Annotated in this window: 18 protein-coding genes; 10 read left to right on the top strand and 8 right to left on the bottom strand. The window is 68.0% G+C overall.

The window, feature by feature from the left end; genetic code table 11:
• Positions 1-264: 264 nt before the first annotated feature.
• The 3 genes from GZH52_RS14640 to GZH52_RS14630 form a co-directional block, all read right to left on the bottom strand.
• Positions 265-1,557 (bottom strand): DUF445 domain-containing protein, encoded by a 1,293-nt coding sequence (locus GZH52_RS14640; protein WP_163317513.1) that lies wholly within the window; start codon positions 1,555-1,557, stop codon positions 265-267.
• Between the two features lie 86 nt (positions 1,558-1,643).
• Complete coding sequence (locus GZH52_RS14635) at positions 1,644-2,852, bottom strand: amino acid aminotransferase (RefSeq protein ID WP_163317511.1); 1,209 nt, start codon at positions 2,850-2,852, stop codon at positions 1,644-1,646.
• Between the two features lie 105 nt (positions 2,853-2,957).
• Positions 2,958-3,635, bottom strand: a complete 678-nt coding sequence (locus GZH52_RS14630; protein ID WP_163317509.1) for a S4 domain-containing protein — start codon at positions 3,633-3,635, stop codon at positions 2,958-2,960.
• A gap of 93 nt (positions 3,636-3,728) precedes the next feature.
• Between GZH52_RS14630 and GZH52_RS14625 the strand changes: the two genes are divergently transcribed.
• Positions 3,729-5,330: a tetratricopeptide repeat-containing diguanylate cyclase gene (locus GZH52_RS14625; RefSeq protein ID WP_163317507.1), complete on the top strand. Its 1,602-nt coding sequence runs from the start codon at positions 3,729-3,731 to the stop codon at positions 5,328-5,330.
• Positions 5,327-5,950, top strand: a complete 624-nt coding sequence (locus GZH52_RS14620) for an acyl carrier protein phosphodiesterase (RefSeq protein ID WP_163317505.1) — start codon at positions 5,327-5,329, stop codon at positions 5,948-5,950. Before GZH52_RS14625 ends, GZH52_RS14620 begins: the two co-directional genes overlap by 4 nt.
• Here GZH52_RS14620 and GZH52_RS14615 read toward each other — a convergent pair.
• Positions 5,898-6,596, bottom strand: a complete 699-nt coding sequence (locus GZH52_RS14615) for a MarC family protein (protein ID WP_163317503.1) — start codon at positions 6,594-6,596, stop codon at positions 5,898-5,900. The two genes, GZH52_RS14620 and GZH52_RS14615, sit on opposite strands and share 53 nt — an antisense overlap.
• A 138-nt stretch (positions 6,597-6,734) precedes the next feature.
• Here GZH52_RS14615 and GZH52_RS14610 point away from each other — a divergent pair, with 138 nt between their 5' ends.
• Complete coding sequence (locus GZH52_RS14610) at positions 6,735-8,507, top strand: ABC transporter ATP-binding protein/permease (RefSeq protein ID WP_163317501.1); 1,773 nt, start codon at positions 6,735-6,737, stop codon at positions 8,505-8,507.
• A 5-nt stretch (positions 8,508-8,512) separates the two neighbouring features.
• On the opposite strand, the gene GZH52_RS14605 is transcribed toward GZH52_RS14610, so the two are convergent.
• The 3 genes from GZH52_RS14605 to orn form a co-directional block, all read right to left on the bottom strand.
• Entirely contained in the window at positions 8,513-8,983 is a 471-nt protein-coding gene (locus GZH52_RS14605; protein ID WP_432417440.1) for a CinA family protein, read from the bottom strand.
• Positions 8,976-10,625, bottom strand: a complete 1,650-nt coding sequence (gene pgi, locus GZH52_RS14600) for a glucose-6-phosphate isomerase (RefSeq protein WP_163317497.1) — start codon at positions 10,623-10,625, stop codon at positions 8,976-8,978. The genes GZH52_RS14605 and pgi overlap by 8 nt, the downstream gene beginning before the upstream one ends.
• Before the next feature lie 81 nt (positions 10,626-10,706).
• The gene (gene orn / locus GZH52_RS14595) at positions 10,707-11,252 is read right to left on the bottom strand and encodes an oligoribonuclease (protein WP_163317495.1); all 546 of its coding nucleotides are present in this window, start codon (positions 11,250-11,252) and stop codon (positions 10,707-10,709) included.
• A 73-nt stretch (positions 11,253-11,325) separates the two neighbouring features.
• Between orn and GZH52_RS14590 the strand changes: the two genes are divergently transcribed.
• The 4 genes from GZH52_RS14590 (at position 11,326) to GZH52_RS14575 (ending at position 14,650) form a co-directional block, all read left to right on the top strand.
• Positions 11,326-12,579 carry a M48 family metallopeptidase gene (locus tag GZH52_RS14590; protein ID WP_163317493.1) on the top strand — a complete coding sequence of 418 codons (1,254 nt, stop codon included), beginning with the start codon at positions 11,326-11,328 and terminating at the stop codon, positions 12,577-12,579.
• Complete coding sequence (locus GZH52_RS14585; protein WP_163317491.1) at positions 12,576-12,899, top strand: 4a-hydroxytetrahydrobiopterin dehydratase; 324 nt, start codon at positions 12,576-12,578, stop codon at positions 12,897-12,899. The genes GZH52_RS14590 and GZH52_RS14585 overlap by 4 nt, the downstream gene beginning before the upstream one ends.
• The gene (gene rsgA / locus GZH52_RS14580; protein WP_163317489.1) at positions 12,896-13,768 is read left to right on the top strand and encodes a ribosome small subunit-dependent GTPase A; all 873 of its coding nucleotides are present in this window, start codon (positions 12,896-12,898) and stop codon (positions 13,766-13,768) included. The genes GZH52_RS14585 and rsgA overlap by 4 nt, the downstream gene beginning before the upstream one ends.
• 147 nt (positions 13,769-13,915) lie before the next feature.
• Positions 13,916-14,650: a beta-ketoacyl-ACP reductase gene (locus tag GZH52_RS14575; RefSeq protein WP_163317487.1), complete on the top strand. Its 735-nt coding sequence runs from the start codon at positions 13,916-13,918 to the stop codon at positions 14,648-14,650.
• A gap of 66 nt (positions 14,651-14,716) precedes the next feature.
• On the opposite strand, the gene GZH52_RS14570 is transcribed toward GZH52_RS14575, so the two are convergent.
• A complete protein-coding gene (locus tag GZH52_RS14570; protein ID WP_163317485.1) occupies positions 14,717-16,690 on the bottom strand; it encodes an SDR family oxidoreductase in 1,974 nt (657 codons plus the stop codon).
• Positions 16,691-16,848: 158 nt separating this feature from the next.
• Between GZH52_RS14570 and GZH52_RS14565 the strand changes: the two genes are divergently transcribed.
• The 3 genes from GZH52_RS14565 to GZH52_RS14555 are packed head-to-tail and all read left to right on the top strand — an operon-like array spanning position 16,849 to position 19,340.
• The gene (locus tag GZH52_RS14565) at positions 16,849-17,421 is read left to right on the top strand and encodes a phasin family protein (RefSeq protein ID WP_163317483.1); all 573 of its coding nucleotides are present in this window, start codon (positions 16,849-16,851) and stop codon (positions 17,419-17,421) included.
• 60 nt (positions 17,422-17,481) lie between these two features.
• The gene (locus GZH52_RS14560; protein WP_163317481.1) at positions 17,482-18,651 is read left to right on the top strand and encodes a patatin-like phospholipase family protein; all 1,170 of its coding nucleotides are present in this window, start codon (positions 17,482-17,484) and stop codon (positions 18,649-18,651) included.
• Between the two features lie 38 nt (positions 18,652-18,689).
• Complete coding sequence (locus GZH52_RS14555) at positions 18,690-19,340, top strand: TetR/AcrR family transcriptional regulator (RefSeq protein WP_163317479.1); 651 nt, start codon at positions 18,690-18,692, stop codon at positions 19,338-19,340.
• Position 19,341: the final 1 nt, after the last annotated feature.

The following is a 19,341-nucleotide window of genomic DNA, read 5'->3' as shown; positions in this document are numbered from 1 at the left end:
CCTGCGCGTCATGTCCGACTACGTGGAAGGTCTGCTTGCCGATATCCAGACCGAAAAGTGCGATGTTTGCCATGATGATCCTCCGCGCCGAATTGGAAACAGCCCAGCAAGCGTAGCCTGCTGGGCTGTTGGAGTTCAGGCTGACCATCACATTAGCCCCTTGCCCGTTCGCCGCGCGGAAGCGGCACCCAAACACGTCCGCGCAGCGGACACAAAACCCGAGCACAACCTGATCAACTTACTACGGGAACCTCACCTTTTGTTTCAGGCGAGCAGCCGCGAGACCCCGTACAGCACCAGGCCGATCAGCCCGCCGACCAGCGTGCCGTTGACGCGGATGAACTGCAGGTCGCGGCCGATGGCAAGCTCGATGCGCTCGCTGACCTCCTCCTCGCTCCAGCTGTCGAGCTTCTCGGCGATGAAGCGGCCGATCGCCGGCCGGTAGGGTTCGATCAGGCCGGGCAGCACCGCGATCAGGCGCCGGTTGATCCGCCCCTGCAAGCGGGCATCCGCCGACAGGCGCGCACCAAGTTCGCACAGCAAGGCGGCAAGCCAGCGCTCGCCCACCTCGCCACGCACCTCCTCGAGCAGTGCCTCGCGCAAGGCGTCCCACAAGCGGCCCGTCGCGTCGGCCCATGCGTCGTCACCGGCCAGCGCGGCCAAGCCCCGCGCCAGCGCCGCGCGGTAGCCCGCGTCCGATTGCAGACGGCCGATCGCGTACCGCAACGCGTCGTCGCAGGGCTGCCGCCACGGGTGGTGTTCATCGGCATGGGCGGCCGAGAGTTCGGCCGCGCAGCGCGCGATCAGCCGCTCGGCCAGCGAGCGCGCCAAGGGACGCAGCGTGCCGCCCAGCGACATTCCCATCACCTTGACGTCCTCCAGGTGCAGCACCTCGGTCAGCCGCCCGACCAGCTGCTCGCGTAAGGCCGGGTCGGCGAGCTTGTCGGCGGCCTTGCCCAGCGCGTACGTCGTCAGCGCCTGGCGCCGCTCCCCGTTCAGCGCAGCTACGGCCAAGCCGGCAATCGCGTCGACCGTCTGTCCGGAACGCAGCGCGTCGCCCAGCCGGCGCGAGAACCAGCCGCGCAGCGCCGCGTCGTTCGGCGACGCGAGCAGACCGCCGAGCGTACTTGAGAGCATGCGCGCGATGCGCGCGGCATTCGCCTCGTCCGCCAGGTGCTCGCCCGCACGGGCGGCAGGGTTGATCGCCGCCAGACGCCGCGTCAGCGCCTCGGCGGTGAAGAAGTGCTCGACGACGAAGCTGCCCAGATTGCGCGCGATGCGCGCCTTGCTGCGCGGGATGATCGCCGTGTGCCAGATCGGCAGCCCGAACGGGCGGCGGAACAAGGCGACCACCGCAAACCAGTCGGCCAGCGCGCCGACCGTCGCCGCCTCGGCAAACGCGGCCACATAGCCCCACGCCGGGTGTGCGCCCTCGTTGGCGCGCGCGACAAGCGCAAGCGCAAGGGCGGCGAAAAGCAGCGCCAGCGCGAAGGCCTTCATCCGGCCAAGCGCCGCGCGCCGCTCGAGGTCGTCGTCGCTCATCTTCCATGCCGGCATCGTGCCCTCCTCCCTGCTTCGATTGTAAACGGCACCACAAAAAGAAAACCGCCGGCGCTGGGCCGGCGGTTGTCAGGGCAGGCGGATCAGGCCTTGACGACGGACGCGATCGCGTCGGCGACGTAGCCCAGGTTGCCTTCGTTCAGTGCGGCCAGGCAAATGCGGCCGGTCGACACCGCGTAGATGCCGAACTCGCCGCGCAGCACGTCGACCTGGGCGGCGGTCAGGCCGGTGTACGAGAACATGCCGCGCTGGGCCGTCACGAAGGAGAAGTCCTGCGCGACGCCCTTTTCTTTGAGCGCGCCAACCAGGCCCTCGCGCATCGCGCGGATGCGCAGGCGCATGCCGGAGAGCTCCTCTTCCCACATTGCACGCAGCTCGCTGCTGGCGAGCACCGCGCCGACCACCGCCGCGCCGTGGATCGGCGGGTTCGAGTAGTTGGTGCGGATCACGCGCTTGACCTGCGAGAGCACGCGGGCGGACTCGTCGCGGTCGGCGGTGACGATGGACAAGGCGCCAACGCGCTCGCCGTACATCGAGAAGCTCTTGGAGAACGAGCTCGACACGAAGAACTGCAGGCCGGACGCCGAGAAGAGGCGCACCGCGACCGCGTCTTCGCTGATGCCCTCGGCGAAGCCCTGGTAGGCCATGTCGAGGAAAGGCACCAGCGCGCGCTCGCGGCACACTTCGACCACTTCGCCCCACTGGGCGTCGGTCAGGTCGGCGCCGGTCGGGTTGTGGCAGCACGCGTGCAGCACGATGACCGACCCGGCAGACAGGCCGGCGAGGCAGGCCTTCATCGCGGCGAAGTCGACGCCGCGGGTGGCGGAGTCGTAGTACGGGTAGTTCTCGACGGTGAAGCCGGCGGCCTCAAACAGCGCGCGGTGGTTTTCCCACGACGGGTCGCTGATATAGACCTTGGCGTCGGCGTTCAGGCCCTTGAGGAAGTCCGCGCCGATCTTCAGCGCGCCGGTGCCGCCCAGCGCCTGTGCGGTCACCACGCGGCCGGCGGCCAAGAGTTCGCTGTCGGCGCCGAACAAGAGCTTCTGCACGGCCTGGTTATACGCGCCGTTGCCCTCGATCGGCTGGTAGCCGCGCGGCGGCTGCGCCGCGAGGCGCGCCTTTTCGGCTTCCTTGACGGCGGCCAGGAGCGGCAGCTTGCCGTTCTCGTCGAAGTAGACGCCGACGCCGAGGTTGACCTTGGTCGGACGCGTGTCGGCGTTGAACGCCTCGTTCAGGCCGAGGATGGGGTCGCGCGGGGCCAGCGCGACGCCGGCAAAAAGAGAGCTGCTCATAAGACGGTAACTCCAGGGATAAGGGTTGCTGCAGGTAATATTTTTCGACGGCCAAATCTTACCATGTCATAAAAGCACCCGCAGGCCTCTGCGCCCTCTCCCGGCTCAAAAACGCTCGCCCGGCGCGAGGTAGCGCCAGCAACCGTTTTCCAGCCGGACGAGCGACACCCGGCCGACCCGCTGCCTGAAGACCCTGAGCGGCGCGAGCGAAGCCGCCGCGAGCGCACCGGACAGCGCCGCGTGCGGGCGTTCGCGCAGCAAGAGGCGGATCCGGCACTCGCCCTGGCGCGACACCTTGCACGGCAACGCCGCGAGGCGCTCAAGCGCCGCGTCGTCCGGCGCCTCTTTAAAGTCGATCAGGTACTCCTGCTCGAAACGCGACGGGTCGGACAACAGGCGCGCAAGCTGCGCGTCCTGCGTCCAGATGCGCAGGCCCTCGGCCCCCTCGGCCAGCGGCGCCGCCTCCTGCAAGTGGCCCGTGCAGCGGGAGAGCCACGCCCAGTTGCACCTGTCGTGCGCGCTGCGCGTTGCCTTGCCCAGCACCGCGTCCGCATCGGCGCTGGCCGCCACGTTAGCCAGCATCGTCACGCGCGACGGCGGCAGGGTGTACGGCACGTCGACCAGCGTCACCTGCTGCCCCGGCGCCACGCGGCTGCCGAGGGTGTCGACCAGTTGGCCGTCGACGCAGACCCGGCCCATCTCGATCGACTCGTCGGCGTCCCGCCGAGACGCGGCGAGCCCCTGTTCGACCAGATAACGGCTCAGACGGACGGTTTCGGACATCGGCACTCCTTCAAGGCAAGCGGGATTTGAACGGGCGGCCAATATACTATATAAACGATGCCTCCAACTTAGATACTACATACACGCAACACCATGCCCGACGCCCCCCGCGCGCACGCCGCACGGCAACTGCAAGACGAGGCCCGCAACATTGCCGGCCACGACCCGCTGCACGCGCACGCGCTGCTGGGAGAGGCGCTCGCACGCACGCCTGACGACGACGGTGCGCAACTGGCCCGCCTGCTGCTCGAGCGGGGGGCGCTCGCGACCATCATCGGCAACTTCGACAGCGCGCTGCAGGACTTGGTGCGCGCCAAGGAGCTGGCCGTCAAGACCGGCGAACACGAACTCGAGACGCTGGTGCAGTGCAGGATCGCCAACATCCATATCCTGCAGGGCCTGTACCCGGACGCGCTGGCGATCTGCCTAGATGCCCTGCGCGAGGTCGAACACCGCGGCGGCTCGGCCCACCTGGCACGCCTGCGCAACAGCCTCGGCTTCACCTACCACTTCCTCGGCGAGCAGGCCAAGGCGCGCGAACAGCTACAGGCGTGCGTGGCGCTCGCCCGCGCGCAGGGCGACCGCATGGTCGAGTCGCTCGCGCTGGACAGCCTCGCCAACACCGAGCTGGCCGAAGGGCAGGTCGAGGCGGCGCGCGCGAGCATAGAGCGAAGCATCCTGCTGCTGCGCGAGCTGGGCAACGAGGACTATCTGTCCGAATACCTGATCACCCTCGCGCAGGTGGTCGAGGCCGGCGGCGGAGACGGCCGCACCCACCTTGTCGAGGCACTCGCGCTCTCGCGCCGCCTGCAACTGCAGCGCCACGAGGCGCAGACGCTCTACCACCTAGGCCGGCTCGACAGCCGGCACCGCAGGCTGGATACGGCGCAGATGCAGCTGGAGCAGGCGCTCGCGCTGGCCGATAGGATAGGCGACGGCCGGCTGGGCTACCTGTGCTGTCACGCGCTGTCGACCCTGTTCAAGGGGCAGCGCCGTTACCGCGAAGCGCTGCAAAAGTTCGAGGCCTACCACCAGCGCAAGGAGGCGCTGCGCAGCGACACCGCCGAGCTGCGCATCCGCTACCTCGAAATCCGCCACCGCACGGTGCTGGCCGAACAGCAGAAGGAGCAGGCGCAGTTGCGCAACCAGGCGCTGGAAGCCGAAGTCCGGCGGCGCGAGGCGCTGCAAAAGGAAGCCGAGCGGCTCGCCCGCTTCGACGCGCTCACCGGCATCTACAACCGCCGCCACTTCCGCGCGGAAGCCGGCGCGGCGCTCGAGCAGTGCGCCGGCAACGGCCAGGACGCCTGCCTCGTCCTGTTCGACGCCGACCACTTCAAACAGATCAACGACAACTGGGGGCACGCCATCGGCGATCTCGCACTGCAGGAAATCAGCCGGACGCTGCAGGAAGGCGCACGCCAGGGCGACCTGTTCGGCCGTTACGGCGGCGAGGAGTTCGTGATGCTACTGCCCGGCGCCGCCCCGCACCAGGCGCTGGCCGCCGCACAGCGCATGCTGGAAAGGATCAGCGTGCGCGGGCTGCTGCTCGACGAGAACACGCTGCCGCTGTCGATGAGCGCGGGGGTCGCGCTGTGGCAGCAGGACATGTCGCTTGACGCGCTGATCCGCCGCGCGGACGAGGCGCTGTACAAGGCCAAGGCGCAGGGACGCAACCGCGTGGTGCTTGCGACATGAATTACCTCGCCCATCTGGCGCTCTCCCCGGACGATACGGCCGTCCGCTTGGGCAACCTGATGGGCGACTTCTGCCGCAAGGCCGAGCTTTCCGCGCTGCCGCCCGCCTTCCTGGACGGCTACGCGCTGCACCAGCATATCGACCGTTACACCGACGCCCACCCACTGCACAGGCAAAGCCGCGCGCGCATCAGCGCCCGCAGGGCCCGCTACTCGGGCGTGCTTATCGACCTTTTCTACGACCACTTCCTCGCCCGCCACTGGGACCGCTGGTACACGCCGGACCTCGGCCGCTTCGCGCAGGACGTCTACCACGCGCTCGACGCCAACCGGGCCCTGCTACCGGTTCGGCTCGCACAAGTCGCACCGCTGATGCGCGCGGATGACTGGCTGGTCGCCTACCGCGAAGTGGACGGCATCGCACGGGTGATCGACGCGTTCGCGCGCCACCGCGCCCGTGCCGGCAACCCGCTCACAGGCAGCGCCTGTGAGTTACTCGCCAACTACGCGGCGCTGGAAGCGGATTTTTTCGCGTTCTACCCGCAGCTTGCCGCCGAAGCGGCCGCGTTCAGCGCGCGGCCAGCAGCGGCAGCAGCAGCTCGCGCGCCCCGTCCCACATGATCTGCACGCCGAGGCAGAGCAGGATGAACGCGGTCAGGCGCATGAACACCACCGCGCCGGTCTGGCCGAGCAGCGCCAGCAGTCGCTCGCCGTGCCGGTAACAGAGGTAGACGAACACGCTGACCAGCGCGACGGCGACCATCGCCGCCAATGGCGCGAGCACGTAGCGCATCCAGCCCTCCCCCGTGTGCGCGAACGACGCGCCCAGCGTGATCGCGACCGACACCGAGCCTGGCCCCACCGTCAGCGGGAAGGCCAGCGGGTAGAACGCCTTCTGCTTGAGCGCGTCGCGGCTGATATGTTCGCCCAGTTGCCCCGACGCCGGAGAGGCCTCGGCCGGTTCGTCGTTCAGCATGCGCCAGGCGGCCAGCGTGATCAGCATGCCACCGCTGATCTGCACCACCGGCAGCGACACGCCGAAGATCTCCAGCACGAAGCCGCCGATATACATCGACCCCAGCAGCAGCAGGAAGGCGAACACCGCGATGCGCCGCGACAGGTAGACGCGCTGCTCTGGCGTGTTGCGCGCGGTCTGCGCGAGGAACACCGGCACCATGCCCGGCGGGTTCATGATCGGCAACAGCGCGGCGGCGACAAACAGCACCTTGGAGACGAATAACAACAGGGTAGCGAGCACGATCTGCATTCCGGGAACCGTTTCCCTAGCATTTCATGCCCGCTGCGGGGTGTAAAGGGCAGTCTCACTGTCAGGCAAGATGCCGGCGGCCCGGTTTTTGGCTAGGATACGCCTTCCGCCGGCACACGCCGCAGACCAGGGGACGACATGAACTGGAGCCAGGAGCTCGTCGACAGCAGCCTGTGGCTGCTCAAGGCCTTTACGCTGACCACCGCCATCGCGGGCGCCGTGCTCTACGCGCTGGCGAAAAGCACGGTATGGGGCCGCCAGTTCTGGCGGCTGTCGGGCGAGTACTTCTCGATCCGGCGCAACCCGCGCGCCGTGCTCACGCTGCTGGCCATCCTCCTGATCACGCTGTTTGGCGTGCGCATGAGCGTGCTGTTCTCGCAGTGGTACAACCAGATGTACGCCTCGCTGCAAAAGCTCGACGAGCGGCTCTTTTGGGTGTCGATGTGGAGCTTCGCCGGCCTGGCTAGCGTGCACGTGGTGCGCGCACTGACCAGCTACTACCTGAACCAGTCTTTCGTGATCCACTGGCGGCAGTGGCTGAACGAGCGGCTGCTCTCGCGCTGGGTCGACAAGCAGGCCTACTTCAAGAGCCAGTATCTGGCAACGCCGGCGGACAACCCCGACCAGCGTCTGCAACAGGACGTCACCAGCTTTGCCGCGCTGTCGCTGTCGCTGTCGATGGGCGTGATCGACGCCTTGGTGTCGACCATCGAGTTCACCATCATCCTGTGGGGGCTCTCCGGCGTGCTCGAGCTGTTCGGGCTTGAGATCCCGCGCGGCATGGTGTTCGTCGTTTATCTCTACGTGATCGTCGCCACCGTGTTCGCGTTCAAGATCGGCAAGCCGCTGATCCGGCTGAACTTCCTGAACGAGCAGCTGAACGCCGACTACCGTTACGCGCTGGTGCGCCTGCGCGAGTACGGCGAGAGCGTCGCCTTCTACCGCGGCGAGGCGGTCGAGGGCGGCAAGCTGCGCGAGCGCTTCTCGGGCATCATCGGCAACGCGTGGGCGATCGTGTTCAGGTCGCTGAAGTTCCAGGGCTTCAACTTCGTGGTCAGCCAGACCGCGGCGGTGTTCCCCTTCATCATCCAGGCGCAGCGCTTCTTCTCCAAGGAGATCACGCTGGGCGACATGGTGCAGACCGCGCAGGCCTTCGGCCAGCTGCAGGACAACCTGTCGTTCTTCCGCCAGGCGTACGACGACTTCGCAGGCTACCGCGCGGTGCTCGACCGTCTGACCGGCTTTGTCGACGCGATCGAGGCGGCCGACACACTGCCCTCGCCCACGCTGGAAGACGGCGGGCGCACGCTCGATGTGACCGGCCTCAATATCCGCACGCCGCAGGCGCGGCCGCTGCTCGCTGACGCAAGCTTCAGCGTGGAGCCGGGCGCACCGCTACTGATCCGCGGCCGTTCGGGCAGCGGCAAGACCACGCTGCTGCGCGCGATCGCCGGGCTGTGGCCGTACTGCGAGGGGCGCATCCGGCGCCCGGATGGCGAGCGGCTGTTCCTGTCGCAAAAGCCCTACCTGCCGCTGGGCACGCTGCGCGAGGCGCTGTGTTACCCGCACCCGCCGGCGGACGACGCGCGCGCGGCGCAGGTGCTCGCCGACGTGCAACTGGGGCACTTGAGCGAGCGTCTGGACGAGGCCGGTGACTGGTCGCGCATCCTGTCGCTGGGCGAGCAGCAACGCCTCGCCTTCGGCCGCCTGCTGCTGGCCGCACCGCGCGCCGCCTTCCTCGACGAGGCGACCAGCGCGATGGACGAAGGCCTGGAACACGCGATGTACGCGCTAGTGCGCGCGCGGCTGCCGGACTTGGTGCTGGTCAGCGTCGGCCACAGAAGCACGCTGGAGCGCCACCACCCGCACAAGCTCGAGCTCACCGGCGAGGGGCGCTGGCACTTCGCCTGAATACGCTACACGGCGAGCCGCGCGGCCAGCAGTGCGAGCGCTGCCGACACCGTCTGCGCGCGCACTGCCTTGCGGTCGCCGGTAAACAGGCGGCAGCAAGCCTGCCCGCCGTCGGGGCCGGCCACCGCGATCCACACGGTGCCGACCGGCTTGCCGGCGCTGCCGCCGCCAGGCCCGGCAATGCCGGACACCGCGACACCCCAGTCGGCCGACGCCACGCGGCGCGCGCCTTCGGCCATCTCGAGCACTGTCTCGCGGCTGACCGCACCAAAGGTGGCGAGCGTCTCGGCGCGCACGCCGAGCATTGCCTGTTTGGCCGCGTTGGCGTAGCTGACAAAGCCCCAGCCGAACCAGTCCGAGCTTCCCGCCACGTCGGTCAGGGCGGCGGCGATCAGCCCGCCGGTGCATGACTCGGCGAGCGCGACGGTTTGTTTGCGCGCGCGCAGCGCGTCGCCTATCCGTACCACCTCATCGATGTGCATGGTTTTCCCGGTAAAAGCCGATCAGCCCGCGGGTCGAGCTGTCGTGCGCACCGACGCTGGCGCCCTGCTCGAGTTCGGGCGCGATCGCGCGTGCGAGCTGTTTGCCGTACTCGACGCCCCACTGGTCGAAGGAATTGAGCCCCCACACCGCGCCCTGCACGAACACCTTGTGTTCATAAAGTGCAAGCAGCATGCCCAGCGTCTTGGGCGTCAAAGCCGAGAGTGCCAGCGTGTTCGACGGCTGGTTGCCGGGGAAGGTCTTCTGCGGCGCGAGCATGTCGAGCGCCTCGCCGCTGACGCCGGACAGTTCGGCCATCGCCTCGGCGACGGTCTTGCCGCGCATCAAGGCCTCGGTCTGCGCGAACGCGTTGGCGACCAGCACGCGGTGCTGCGCGTCGTCGTAGCGGCTTTGCATCGGCACGATGAAGTCGCTCGGCACCAGCCTTGTCCCCTGGTGCAGCAACTGGAAGAACGCGTGCTGGCTGTTGACGCCCTCCTCGCCCCAGATCACCGGGCCGGTGTCGAAATCCAGACGCTCGCCGTAGCGGCCGACCCGCTTGCCGTTGGACTCCATGTCGAGCTGCTGGATATGCGCGGGCAGCCGGCGCAGGCCGTGGTCGTACGGCATGATCGCGTGGGTGTGCGCGCCGTAGAAGGTGTTGTACCAGACGCCGATCAGCGCCATCAGCACCGGCATGTTGCGCGTAAACGGGGCCTCGAAGAAGTGCGTGTCCATCGCGTGCGCACCGGCGAGCAGCTCGCGGAAGTTCGCCTCACCGACTGCTAGCATCAGCGACAGGCCGACCGCCGACCACAGCGAATAACGCCCGCCGACCCAGTCCCAGAAACCGAACAGGTTCTCGGGCGGGATGCCGAAGGCACCGGCCGTGTCGGTATTGGTCGACACCGCGACAAAATGGCGCCCGATCGCGTCCTGCGGCGCGTGCTCAAGAAACCAGCGGCGTGCGGCGTGTGCGTTGAGCAGGGTCTCCGGCGTGGTGAACGACTTGGAGCAGACGATGAAGAGCGTGCTGCCCGCATCCAGATGTTCGAGCGTGCGCGCGAGGTGCGCCGGGTCGACGTTGGAGACGTAATGCACGCGCGGGCCGTCGTGCCAGGGCGCGAGCGCCTCGCAGGCGACCAAGGGCCCCAGGTCCGAGCCGCCGATGCCGAGGTTCACCACGTCGGTGATCTTTTGCCCTGCGTGGCCGCGCCACACGCCCGCACGTACCGCCTGCGAGAAACGCGCCATCCTCTCAAGCGTCGCGTGCACCTCGGGCACCACGTCGGCGCCGTCGACCACCAGATGCGCACCAGTAGGCAGGCGCAGCGCGGTGTGCAGCACCGCGCGGTTTTCACTCACGTTGATGCGCTCGCCACGGCGCATCGCGTCCATCTGCCCCTTGAGGTCGGCGACGTCGGCGAGCTCGAACAGCAACTCCAGCGTGCGGTCGGTGATGCGGTTCTTCGAGTAGTCGAGCAGCACGCCGTCCAGCCGCAACGAGAAGCGCTCGAAGCGCCCAGGGTCGGCGTCGAACAACTCGCGCATGTGCACATGCCGGGTTGAGCGTTGGTGCTGGTGCAGCCGCGCCCACACCTGCGACGCGTTGATGTCGTTAAAACGTAGGGTCGCCATTATTCATGCCAAAAAGTTTGCGTTGGTCATTAACCCAATAATAAAAGGGCGCGACGCGCCCTGCCGGCCGAGGAGAGGCAATCAGCCGCGGAAGAAGTTGGCCCGGTAGTAGCGCAGCTCGTCGATCGACTCGAGGATGTCGGCCAGTGCGGTGTGCGCGCCCTTCTTGACGACGCCCTTGGCGACGTCGGGCTGCCAGCGCTTGCACAGCTCCTTCACCGTCGACACGTCGAGGTTGCGGTAGTGGAAGTAGGCCTCGAGCTTGGGCATCCAGCGCGCCATGAAGCGGCGGTCCTGCCCGATCGAGTTGCCGCACATCGGGCTCGTGCGCGCGGGCACATGCTCGGCCATGAAGGCGATGAGCGCCACCTCGACGTCGGCCTCGGACAGGGTCGACGCGCGTACGCGCGCGGTCAGCCCGCTGTTGCCGTGGGTGCGGGTGTTCCATTCGTCCATCGCGTCAAGCACCGCGTCATCCTGGTGCACCGCGTACACCTCGCTCTGCGCGAGCACGTTCAAATCGTTGTCGGTGACCACCATCGCCACCTCGATGATGCGGTCGTTCTGCGGGTCGAGGCCGGTCATTTCCATATCCAGCCAGATGAGCTTGTTCGCGTCTTGTGCCATACTTGGTCGCCTTTTTGATGCTGCCTGTGCAATCCGCCATTTTCCGCGATCACCGCCGCTTCGGCAAACGACCATGACCGCCTCCCTCACCCTGCTGTTCATCGCCTGCGCGCTCGCGACACTCGCCGCCCGCCTCGTGCTCGGTGCGCGCCAGATCGCGCATGTGCGCGCGCACCGGGACACGGTGCCGGCCGCGTTCGCCGAGGCCATCCCGCTTGACGCCCACCAGAAGGCCGCCGACTACACCGCGGCGCGCATGCGCCTCGCGCTTGTTGGCGCCATCGTCGACACCGGCTGGCTGTTCGTGCTGACGTTAGGCGGCGGCATCGCCTACGCCCAGCGCATCGCAAGCGACCTTGCCGGCGACGGCATCGCCGGTGGCGTGCTGACCATCGCACTCGCCGGCGCCGCGGGCGCGCTGGTCTCGCTGCCGCTGACGCTCGCGTCGACCTTCGGCGTCGAGGCGCGCTTCGGTTTCAACCGCGTCACCCCCGGGCTGTTTGTGGCCGACCTGGTGCGCCACGCGCTGGTGGCAGCGGTGCTATTGCTGCCGCTTGCCGCGCTGGCGCTGTGGCTGATGCAGGCGGCGGGCGAGCTGTGGTGGCTGTGGGCGTGGGGGGCGTGGGCGCTGTTTTCGCTTTCCATGCTGGTGCTCTACCCGCTCGTGATCGCCCCTCTGTTCAACCGCTTCACGCCGCTGACCGACCCCGCGCTTGAAGCGCGCATCGGCGCCTTGCTCGAACGCGCCGGTTTTGCCGCGCGCTCGGTACTGGTGATGGACGGCTCGCGCCGCTCCGGCCACGGCAACGCCTACTTCACGGGTTTTGGCAAGGCGCGGCGCATCGTGTTCTTCGACACCCTGCTCTCGGCGCTCGAGCCTGACGAAATCGAGGCCGTGCTCGCGCATGAGCTAGGCCACTACCGGCTCCACCATATCCGTAAGCGCGTCGTCACCACGCTGGTCGCGTCGCTCGCGCTGTTTGCGCTGTTGGGATTTCTCGCGCGCGAGTCGCTGTTCTACCAGGCGCTCGGCGTTGCCGCGTCCAGCGCCACCAATGCCACCGCGCTGTTGCTGTTCTCGCTGGTGCTGCCGGTGCTGCTGTACTGGCTGACGCCGCTCACGAGCTACCTGTCGCGCCGCCACGAATACGAGGCCGACGCCTTCGCCGCGCGGGTGAGCGACGGCGCGGCGCTCGCCCGCGCGCTGGTGAAGCTCTACCGCGACAACGCGTCCACCCTGACGCCGGACCCGATCTATTCGGCGTTCTACGACTCACACCCCGGCGCGAGCGCGAGGCTCGCCCACCTGCAAGGATGCTTGCGATGAAACTGACCGAACTTGAATGCCGTGCCGGCGCCCCGCGCCTGGGCGCGGTCGAGCTGGACGACCTGATGGACGCGCTGCCCGACTGGCAGCTCGACGGCGACGCGCTGACGCGCGAGTGCCGCTTCGCCGACTACTACCGCACCATCGCCTTCGTCAACGCGCTGGCGTGGGTCGCCCACCAGGCCGACCACCACCCAGACCTGTCGGTACATTACAACCGGGTCGTCGTACGCTTCGGCACCCACGACGCCGGCGGCGTCACCCTGAACGATTTGATCTGTGCCGCCCGCTGCGACGCATTGCTGGAACAGCGCGCATGAAGACACAAGCCCTCGTCATCCGCAGCTACGGCCGCCGCTTCGTCGTCGAAATCGACGGCACCGAATACAGCGCGACCACCCGCGGCAAGCGCGTCGACTACGCGGTCGGCGACGTTGTCGACGTCACCGTGCAGAACGCCGAACAGGTGGTGATCGAGGCCGCGCAGCCGCGTCAGACGCTCCTCTACCGGCAGGACGAGTGGAAAACCAAGATCATCGCCGCCAACGTCAGCCGCGTGCTCTTGGTGACCGCCGCGGTGCCGTCGCCCAGCGAAGAGCTGGTCGGCCGCTGCCTGATCGCCTGCGAGGCCGAGGGCATCAGCCCGGTGATCCTCGTCAACAAGTCCGACCTGCCGGAGACCGCCGCGTGGCTCGCCAAGCTCGAGCTCTACCGGGAGCTCGGCTACCCGGTGGTGCCGGTCTCGGCGCTGGAAGGCGCCGACGCGGTGCGCCCGCTGCTGGAAGGCCACACCAGCGTGCTGGTCGGCCAGTCCGGCATGGGCAAATCGACGCTGACCAACGCGCTGCTGCCCGATGCGTGCGCGCGGGTCGGCGACATCTCGTCAGCGCTCGACAGCGGCCGGCACACCACCACCAACGCGACGCTCTACCACCTGGACGCGACGAGCCAACTGATCGACTCGCCGGGGCTGCAGGCGTTTGGCCTCGCGCACATCGCGGCAACCGACTTCATCCATTACTTCCCCGAGATGCGCGCGCTGATCGGCCACTGCCGCTTCCATAACTGCACGCACCGCAACGAACCGGGCTGCGCGGTGAAGGACGCCGCCGCCGAGGGCAAGATCGCGCCGCAACGGCTCGCGCTCTTGCAAAAGCTCATCTCGGCGTCCGGCCAGGTCCCCGCCTGATCCACCGCGCGCACCTTCGCGGTGCCGCGTGCGTGCATGCAACACCCGGTGCCGGCATTGACCGGCCAAACCCTGTTGTCACTAGGCCTTAACATGTCTTTGGGATAGTGTGGAGGAAAACAGATCCACACAACGAAGGAGACAAGCATGGCACGCATCGCACTCGTTACCGGCGGCATGGGCGGCATCGGCTCGGCCATCTGCCGCGCGCTGGCCGACGCCGGCCACACCGTGGTCAGCACCTACAGCAAGCCCGGCCGTGAAACCGCGTGGCTCGCCGACATGAAGGAGCTGGGCTACGACTTCCACGCACAGTTGTGCGACGTCACCGACTTTGACGCCTGCCGCGCGTTGGTCGCCAAGGTCACCGCCGAGATCGGCCCGATCGACATCCTGGTCAACAACGCGGGCATCACCCGCGACGCCTCCTTCCGAAAGATGGGCAAGGACGACTGGGACGCGGTGCTCGCCACCAACCTCGACTCCATGTTCAACATGACCAAGCCGGTGGTCGAAACCATGATGGAGCGCGGCTTTGGCCGCATCATCAGCATCTCGTCGATCAACGGCCAGAAAGGTCAGTTCGGCCAGGCCAACTACTGCGCGGCCAAGGCCGGCATGCACGGCTTCACCATGGCGCTGGCGCAGGAAGTCGCCCGTAAGGGCGTCACCGTCAACACCATCTCGCCCGGTTATATCGGCACCGACATGGTGATGGCTGTGCCCGAGGATGTCCGGGGCAAGATCATCGCGCAGATCCCGGTCGGCCGCCTGGGCAAGCCGGAGGAAGTCGCAGGGCTGGTCAGCTACCTCGCCTCCGACGCTGCCGCCTTCATCACCGGCGCCGACTTCGCGATCAACGGCGGCCAGCACATGATGTAAGGCCTCTGGCCACCCACGAAGAAAGCCGGCTGAACGCCGGCTTTCTTTATGCGTCCAACCCAGCCCTCAGAAATAGATCCCGCGCATCAACTGCCCCATGGCGACCTGGTTGGCCGACGGCGAGCCCTTGCCGTTGCCGCCGCCCGGGCCGCCGAAGGTGCGGAAACTGGTGTTCATGATCACCTGCGCGACGCGCGGCGCCAGCGCGTGCACCACCTGGCCGAAGATGCCCAGCCGGGTCGCCACCCTCACCTGCTTGTGGATGATGGTGTCGCAGATGATGTCGGCGGCTTCCTCGGCCGTCAGCGTCGGCACGTGGTCGTACGCCTTGGTCGGCTCGATCATCGGCGTCTTCACCAGCGGCATGTTGATCACCGAGAAATGCACGCCGCGGTCGGCGAACTCGGACGCCGCGGTGCGCGCCCACGCGTCGAGCGCAGCCTTGGAGGCGACGTAGGCGGAGAAGCGCGGCGCGTTGGTCAGCACGCCGATCGACGAGATGTTGATGATGTGGCCGCGCCGCTGTTCGGCCATGCTAGGCAGCAGGCCCATGCTCACCTTCAGCGCGCCGAAGTAGTTGAGCTGCATGGTGCGCTCGAAGTCGTGGAAGCGGTCGAACGAATCCTCGATCGCGCGGCGGATCGAGCGCCCGGCGTTGTTGACGAGCACGTCGACATGGCCGAAGTCGGCGAGGATGCGCGCGGTGAGTGCCTCGGCGCAGGCAAGGTCGGCGATGTCGCCCTGGTAGGCGTGAAGCGTCAGCCCCTCGGCCTCGAATTCGGCCTGCGTCTCGCTGATTTTTTCCGCGTCGCGCGCGATGGTCAGCACGGTGGCGCCGGCTTTGGCAAGCTTGAGCGCGGTCGCCTTGCCGATGCCCGAGGTCGCGCCGGTCACCAGCACCACCCGCCCCTCGACCTGGCCGCGCAGGCTGCGGTCGACGAACAGGTCCGGGTCGAGGTGGCGCTCCCAGTAGTCCCACAGCCGCCACGCGTAGTCGGCGAGCCTGGGCACCTCGATGCCGGTGCCCTTGAGCACGCGCTGCGTCTCGCGGCAGTCGAAGCGGGTCGGGTAGTTGATGAAGCGGAAAATGTCATCGGGCAGGCCAAGGTCAGCCATCACCGCGTCGCGCACCCGCCGTACCGGCGCGAGCGCCATCACCATCTGCCGCAGCGGCCGGGGGATGAAGCCGAATAACGCCGCGTTGAAGCGCAGCTCCATCTGCGGCGCGTGCGCGGCGCGCGCGAAGGTGTTGAGCAAGTCGCCCACCCGCATCGGCTCGGGGTCGACCAGGTGGAAGCAGCGGCCGTCCTCGCCATCCAGATGCGCGATATGGTCGACCGCGGCGACGACGAAGTCGACCGGCACCACGTTGATGCGCCCGCCCTCGACGCCGAGGGTCGGCATCCACGGCGGCAGCAGCCGGCGCGTCTTCTGGATCAGCTTGAAGAAGTAATACGGCCCGTCGATCTTGTCCATCTCGCCGGTCTGCGAGTCGCCGACCACCAGCGCCGGCCGGTAGATGCGCCAGGGCAGCGCGCATTCGCGGCGCACGATGGCTTCGGAGTCGTGCTTGGTGCGGAAGTACGGGTGCTCGAGGTGTTCGGCCTCGTCGAACATGTCCTCGCGGAAAGTGCCCTCGTAGAGGCCGGCCGCCGCGATCGAGCTGAACAGGTGAAAGCGCCGGGCGCCGAGCGCTTCGGCAAAACGCACCGCGTTGCGGGTGCCGTCGACGTTGGCCTTCTGTTGCGTTTGCGCATCGGCCTTCAGGTCGTACACCGCCGCCAGATGGAAGAAATGGTCGACCGTGCCGGCCAGCTGCGCAGCGGCAGCCTCGTCCACCCCCAGCATCGGCCGGGTCAAATCACCGACCAGCGCGCGCGCGCGCGTCCCGTCCACGCCCCAGTATTCGAGCAGCGCCGCCACCCTGGGCAGCTCGTGCTCGAGTACCAGGAAGGTCACCTCGCTGCCTTCGCGTTCCAACAGTTTGCGCACCAGCCTGCGCCCGATAAAGCCGCTGCCACCCGTCACCAGATAGTGCATCCCACCCTCCTGCCTCTGAAGCTATTTGTCATTGTTTGGATAGTTATGCCATGAATACGATTAGGCTGAACAGCCTAGGATTCATCCATACACTGCAATCGAGGGTTGGCTGTGGCCATACCCGCAACAATCACGGCAACCACAAGAGGAGAAGCATCATGGCCAAGAAACTCAAGGCGCTGGCAGGCTCGGTCACCGACAACCAACTGGCGGCGACCGTCCGCGAATCCGCCCAGCAAATCTGGCTGGCCGGCCTTGGCGCGTACGCCAAGGCGCAGGAAGAAGGCGGTAAGGTGTTCGACGCGCTGGTGCGCGAAGGCGAGAGCCTGCAGGCACGCACCCGCCAGGCGGCCGACGAGAAGATCGCCGAAGTCGCCGACAAGACCGCCGGCACCTGGGGCAAGCTTGAGCAGGTGTTCGAGGAGCGCGTCGCCCGTGCGGTGGCGACGCTGGGCATGCCGACCCGCAAGGACGTCGAGAAGCTCTCCCGCCGCGTTGCCGAGCTGAGCGAGCTGGTCGAGCTGCTCGCCGCCGAGAAGGCCGCACAGGAAAAACCGGCGAAGGCGCCGGCCAAGCCGCGCGCCGCCAAGAAAACCGCCGCGCCGGCCGAGGAAGCGCCGGCACCGGTCAAGCCCGTCGCCAAGGCCAAGCCGGCTATCAAGGCAGCACCGGTTCAAGCGCCGCAGGCCGCCGAAGCGGGCAAGGCTGACGACACCGTGACAGCCGCCTAAGGCGACGTCCTGCCACGCAAGGCCCGGCCCGCGCCGGGCCTTTTTCACGGGAGACACAGCATGAGCGAGATTGCCATCGCACTGGCCGGCGGCGGCCCGCTGGGCGCGATCTACGAGATCGGCGCGTGTGCCGCGCTCGCCGAATCGGTCGACGGACTGGACTTCTCCCGCGTCGACACCTTTGTCGGCGTGAGCTCGGGCGCGATCGTCTCGTCCATCCTCGCCAACGGCATCAGCCCGCACCGGCTCGCGCGCATCCTGATCAGCGACGACGCGGCCATCGCCTTCGAGCCGTCTACCCTGCTGCGCCCGGCGCTTGCCGAATACGCGCGCCGCGCAGCGATGCTGCCAGGCTTGTTGGCCGACACGCTCGCCGAACAGCTTGGCGCACCTAGCCAGCGCGGCGTGTTCGAATCGCTGGCTAGGCTGACGCGCGCGATCCCGACCGGGCTGTTTGACGGCGCCGAAGTGGACCGCATTCTGGGCGAACTCTTTTCCCGCGAAGGGATGAGCAACGACTTCAGGACACTCAAGCGCAAGCTGTTCGTCGTCGCCACCGACCTGGACGCCGGGCGCGCGGTCGCCTTCGGCAGCCCCGGCTTCGAGCACGTGCCGATCTCGCGCGCGGTGCAGGCGAGCTCCGCGCTGCCCGGGCTGTTCCCGCCGGTTGAGATCGACGGACGCAGCTACGTCGACGGCGCGCTGATCAAGACGCTGCACGCGTCCGTCGCTCTGCGCGAAGGCGCACGCCTCGTGCTGTGCGTGAACCCGCTGGTGCCTTACAACGCGCCCGTCGCCGGCGCCGACGAAGAGCACCTGGAGACGCGCGGGCTGCCGGCCGTGCTGTCGCAGACTTTCCGCGCGATCATCCACTCGCGCATGCACACCGGGCTTGCCCGCTACCGCCACGAGTACCCGGACGCCGACGTGGTGCTGTTCGAGCCTGCGCGCGACAACGCGCAGGTCTTCTTCGCCAACGTGTTCAGCTACCGTGACCGCCGCCGCCTGTGCGAGCACGCGTACCAGCACACGCGCACCGACCTGTATCGCCGGCGCCACACGCTAGCGCCGCTTTTCGAGCGGCACGGGCTGCGCCTCAACCTGGCCGCGATCACCGATCCCACGCGCACCCTGCTGTTCCCGCGCCCGGACAGCCTGAAGGCGACGCTCGGCAAACTGGACGGCACGCTGGCCAGACTCTCGCGTCTGCTTGACCCGGTGGCGCGCTGACGTCGTATGCTTAGTGCATTGCAAGGCGGAGCGCCGACATGGAGAAGAAACCGGCCCGACACACGCGCGAGCGCATCGCCGCCTGCGCGCTCGCGCTTTTCAACGCGCACGGCGCGGCCTCGGTCACGCCGGTCGCGATCGCGCTCGAGATCGGCATCAGCCCGGGCAACCTGCACTACCACTTCCACAACAAGGGCGAGCTCGTCGGCGAACTGCTTTCGCGCTACGAGACCGAAATCGCCCCGCTCCTGGAAGCGGCCAGCCTGAGCGACGACGTCGAGGACCTGTGGCAGTTCGCGCACCGGCTGTTCGACACGCTCGCGCGCTACCGCTTCCTGTTCCGCGACCTGAACGCGCTGATGGCCGACTACCCGGCCATCGCGCCTCGCCTCAGACGCCTGATCGCGCGCAAGGAAGACGCCGCGCGAAGGGCGCTCGCCGGGCTCTCCCGCAGCGGCCAGCTCGTCGCCGACGAGGACGCGCGCGGGATGCTGGCGGTCAACCTCACCCTGATCGGCACCTGCTGGCTCGCCTACGACGAGGCGCGCAGAGCTGCCGCCCCGAACGCCCCCGAACGCGGCGCCTGCCAGATGATGCTCGCCGCCGCTCCGTGGCTCTCTGGAGAAGCCGGCGCCCGCCTCGCCCGCCTGTCCCGGGACGCGCTCGCAGGGCCAGGGCAAAGAGACTGAC

Source organism: Crenobacter caeni, assembly GCF_010435965.1.
Classification (GTDB): Bacteria; Pseudomonadota; Gammaproteobacteria; order Burkholderiales; family Chromobacteriaceae; genus Craterilacuibacter; species Craterilacuibacter caeni.
The sequence above is the reverse complement of the archived record's forward strand: the minus strand, read 5'-3'. Positions and strand labels throughout refer to the sequence as shown.

Bases quoted from the DNA above. Each gene is read 5' to 3' on its own strand.
- GZH52_RS14585 (WP_163317491.1), top strand. From the start codon at position 12,576: ATGAAACTGACCGAACTTGAATGCCGTGCCGGCGCCCCGCGCCTGGGC.
- GZH52_RS14620 (WP_163317505.1), top strand. From the start codon at position 5,327: ATGAATTACCTCGCCCATCTGGCGCTCTCCCCGGACGATACGGCCGTC.
- GZH52_RS14630 (WP_163317509.1), bottom strand. From the start codon at position 3,635: ATGTCCGAAACCGTCCGTCTGAGCCGTTATCTGGTCGAACAGGGGCTC.
- GZH52_RS14590 (WP_163317493.1), top strand. From the start codon at position 11,326: ATGACCGCCTCCCTCACCCTGCTGTTCATCGCCTGCGCGCTCGCGACA.
- GZH52_RS14615 (WP_163317503.1), bottom strand. From the start codon at position 6,596: ATGCAGATCGTGCTCGCTACCCTGTTGTTATTCGTCTCCAAGGTGCTG.
- GZH52_RS14565 (WP_163317483.1), top strand. From the start codon at position 16,849: ATGGCCAAGAAACTCAAGGCGCTGGCAGGCTCGGTCACCGACAACCAA.
- GZH52_RS14640 (WP_163317513.1), bottom strand. From the start codon at position 1,557: ATGCCGGCATGGAAGATGAGCGACGACGACCTCGAGCGGCGCGCGGCG.
- GZH52_RS14610 (WP_163317501.1), top strand. From the start codon at position 6,735: ATGAACTGGAGCCAGGAGCTCGTCGACAGCAGCCTGTGGCTGCTCAAG.
- pgi (WP_163317497.1), bottom strand. From the start codon at position 10,625: ATGGCGACCCTACGTTTTAACGACATCAACGCGTCGCAGGTGTGGGCG.
- GZH52_RS14570 (WP_163317485.1), bottom strand. From the start codon at position 16,690: ATGCACTATCTGGTGACGGGTGGCAGCGGCTTTATCGGGCGCAGGCTG.
- rsgA (WP_163317489.1), top strand. From the start codon at position 12,896: ATGAAGACACAAGCCCTCGTCATCCGCAGCTACGGCCGCCGCTTCGTC.
- GZH52_RS14555 (WP_163317479.1), top strand. From the start codon at position 18,690: ATGGAGAAGAAACCGGCCCGACACACGCGCGAGCGCATCGCCGCCTGC.
- GZH52_RS14635 (WP_163317511.1), bottom strand. From the start codon at position 2,852: ATGAGCAGCTCTCTTTTTGCCGGCGTCGCGCTGGCCCCGCGCGACCCC.
- GZH52_RS14560 (WP_163317481.1), top strand. From the start codon at position 17,482: ATGAGCGAGATTGCCATCGCACTGGCCGGCGGCGGCCCGCTGGGCGCG.
- GZH52_RS14575 (WP_163317487.1), top strand. From the start codon at position 13,916: ATGGCACGCATCGCACTCGTTACCGGCGGCATGGGCGGCATCGGCTCG.
- GZH52_RS14625 (WP_163317507.1), top strand. From the start codon at position 3,729: ATGCCCGACGCCCCCCGCGCGCACGCCGCACGGCAACTGCAAGACGAG.
- orn (WP_163317495.1), bottom strand. From the start codon at position 11,252: ATGGCACAAGACGCGAACAAGCTCATCTGGCTGGATATGGAAATGACC.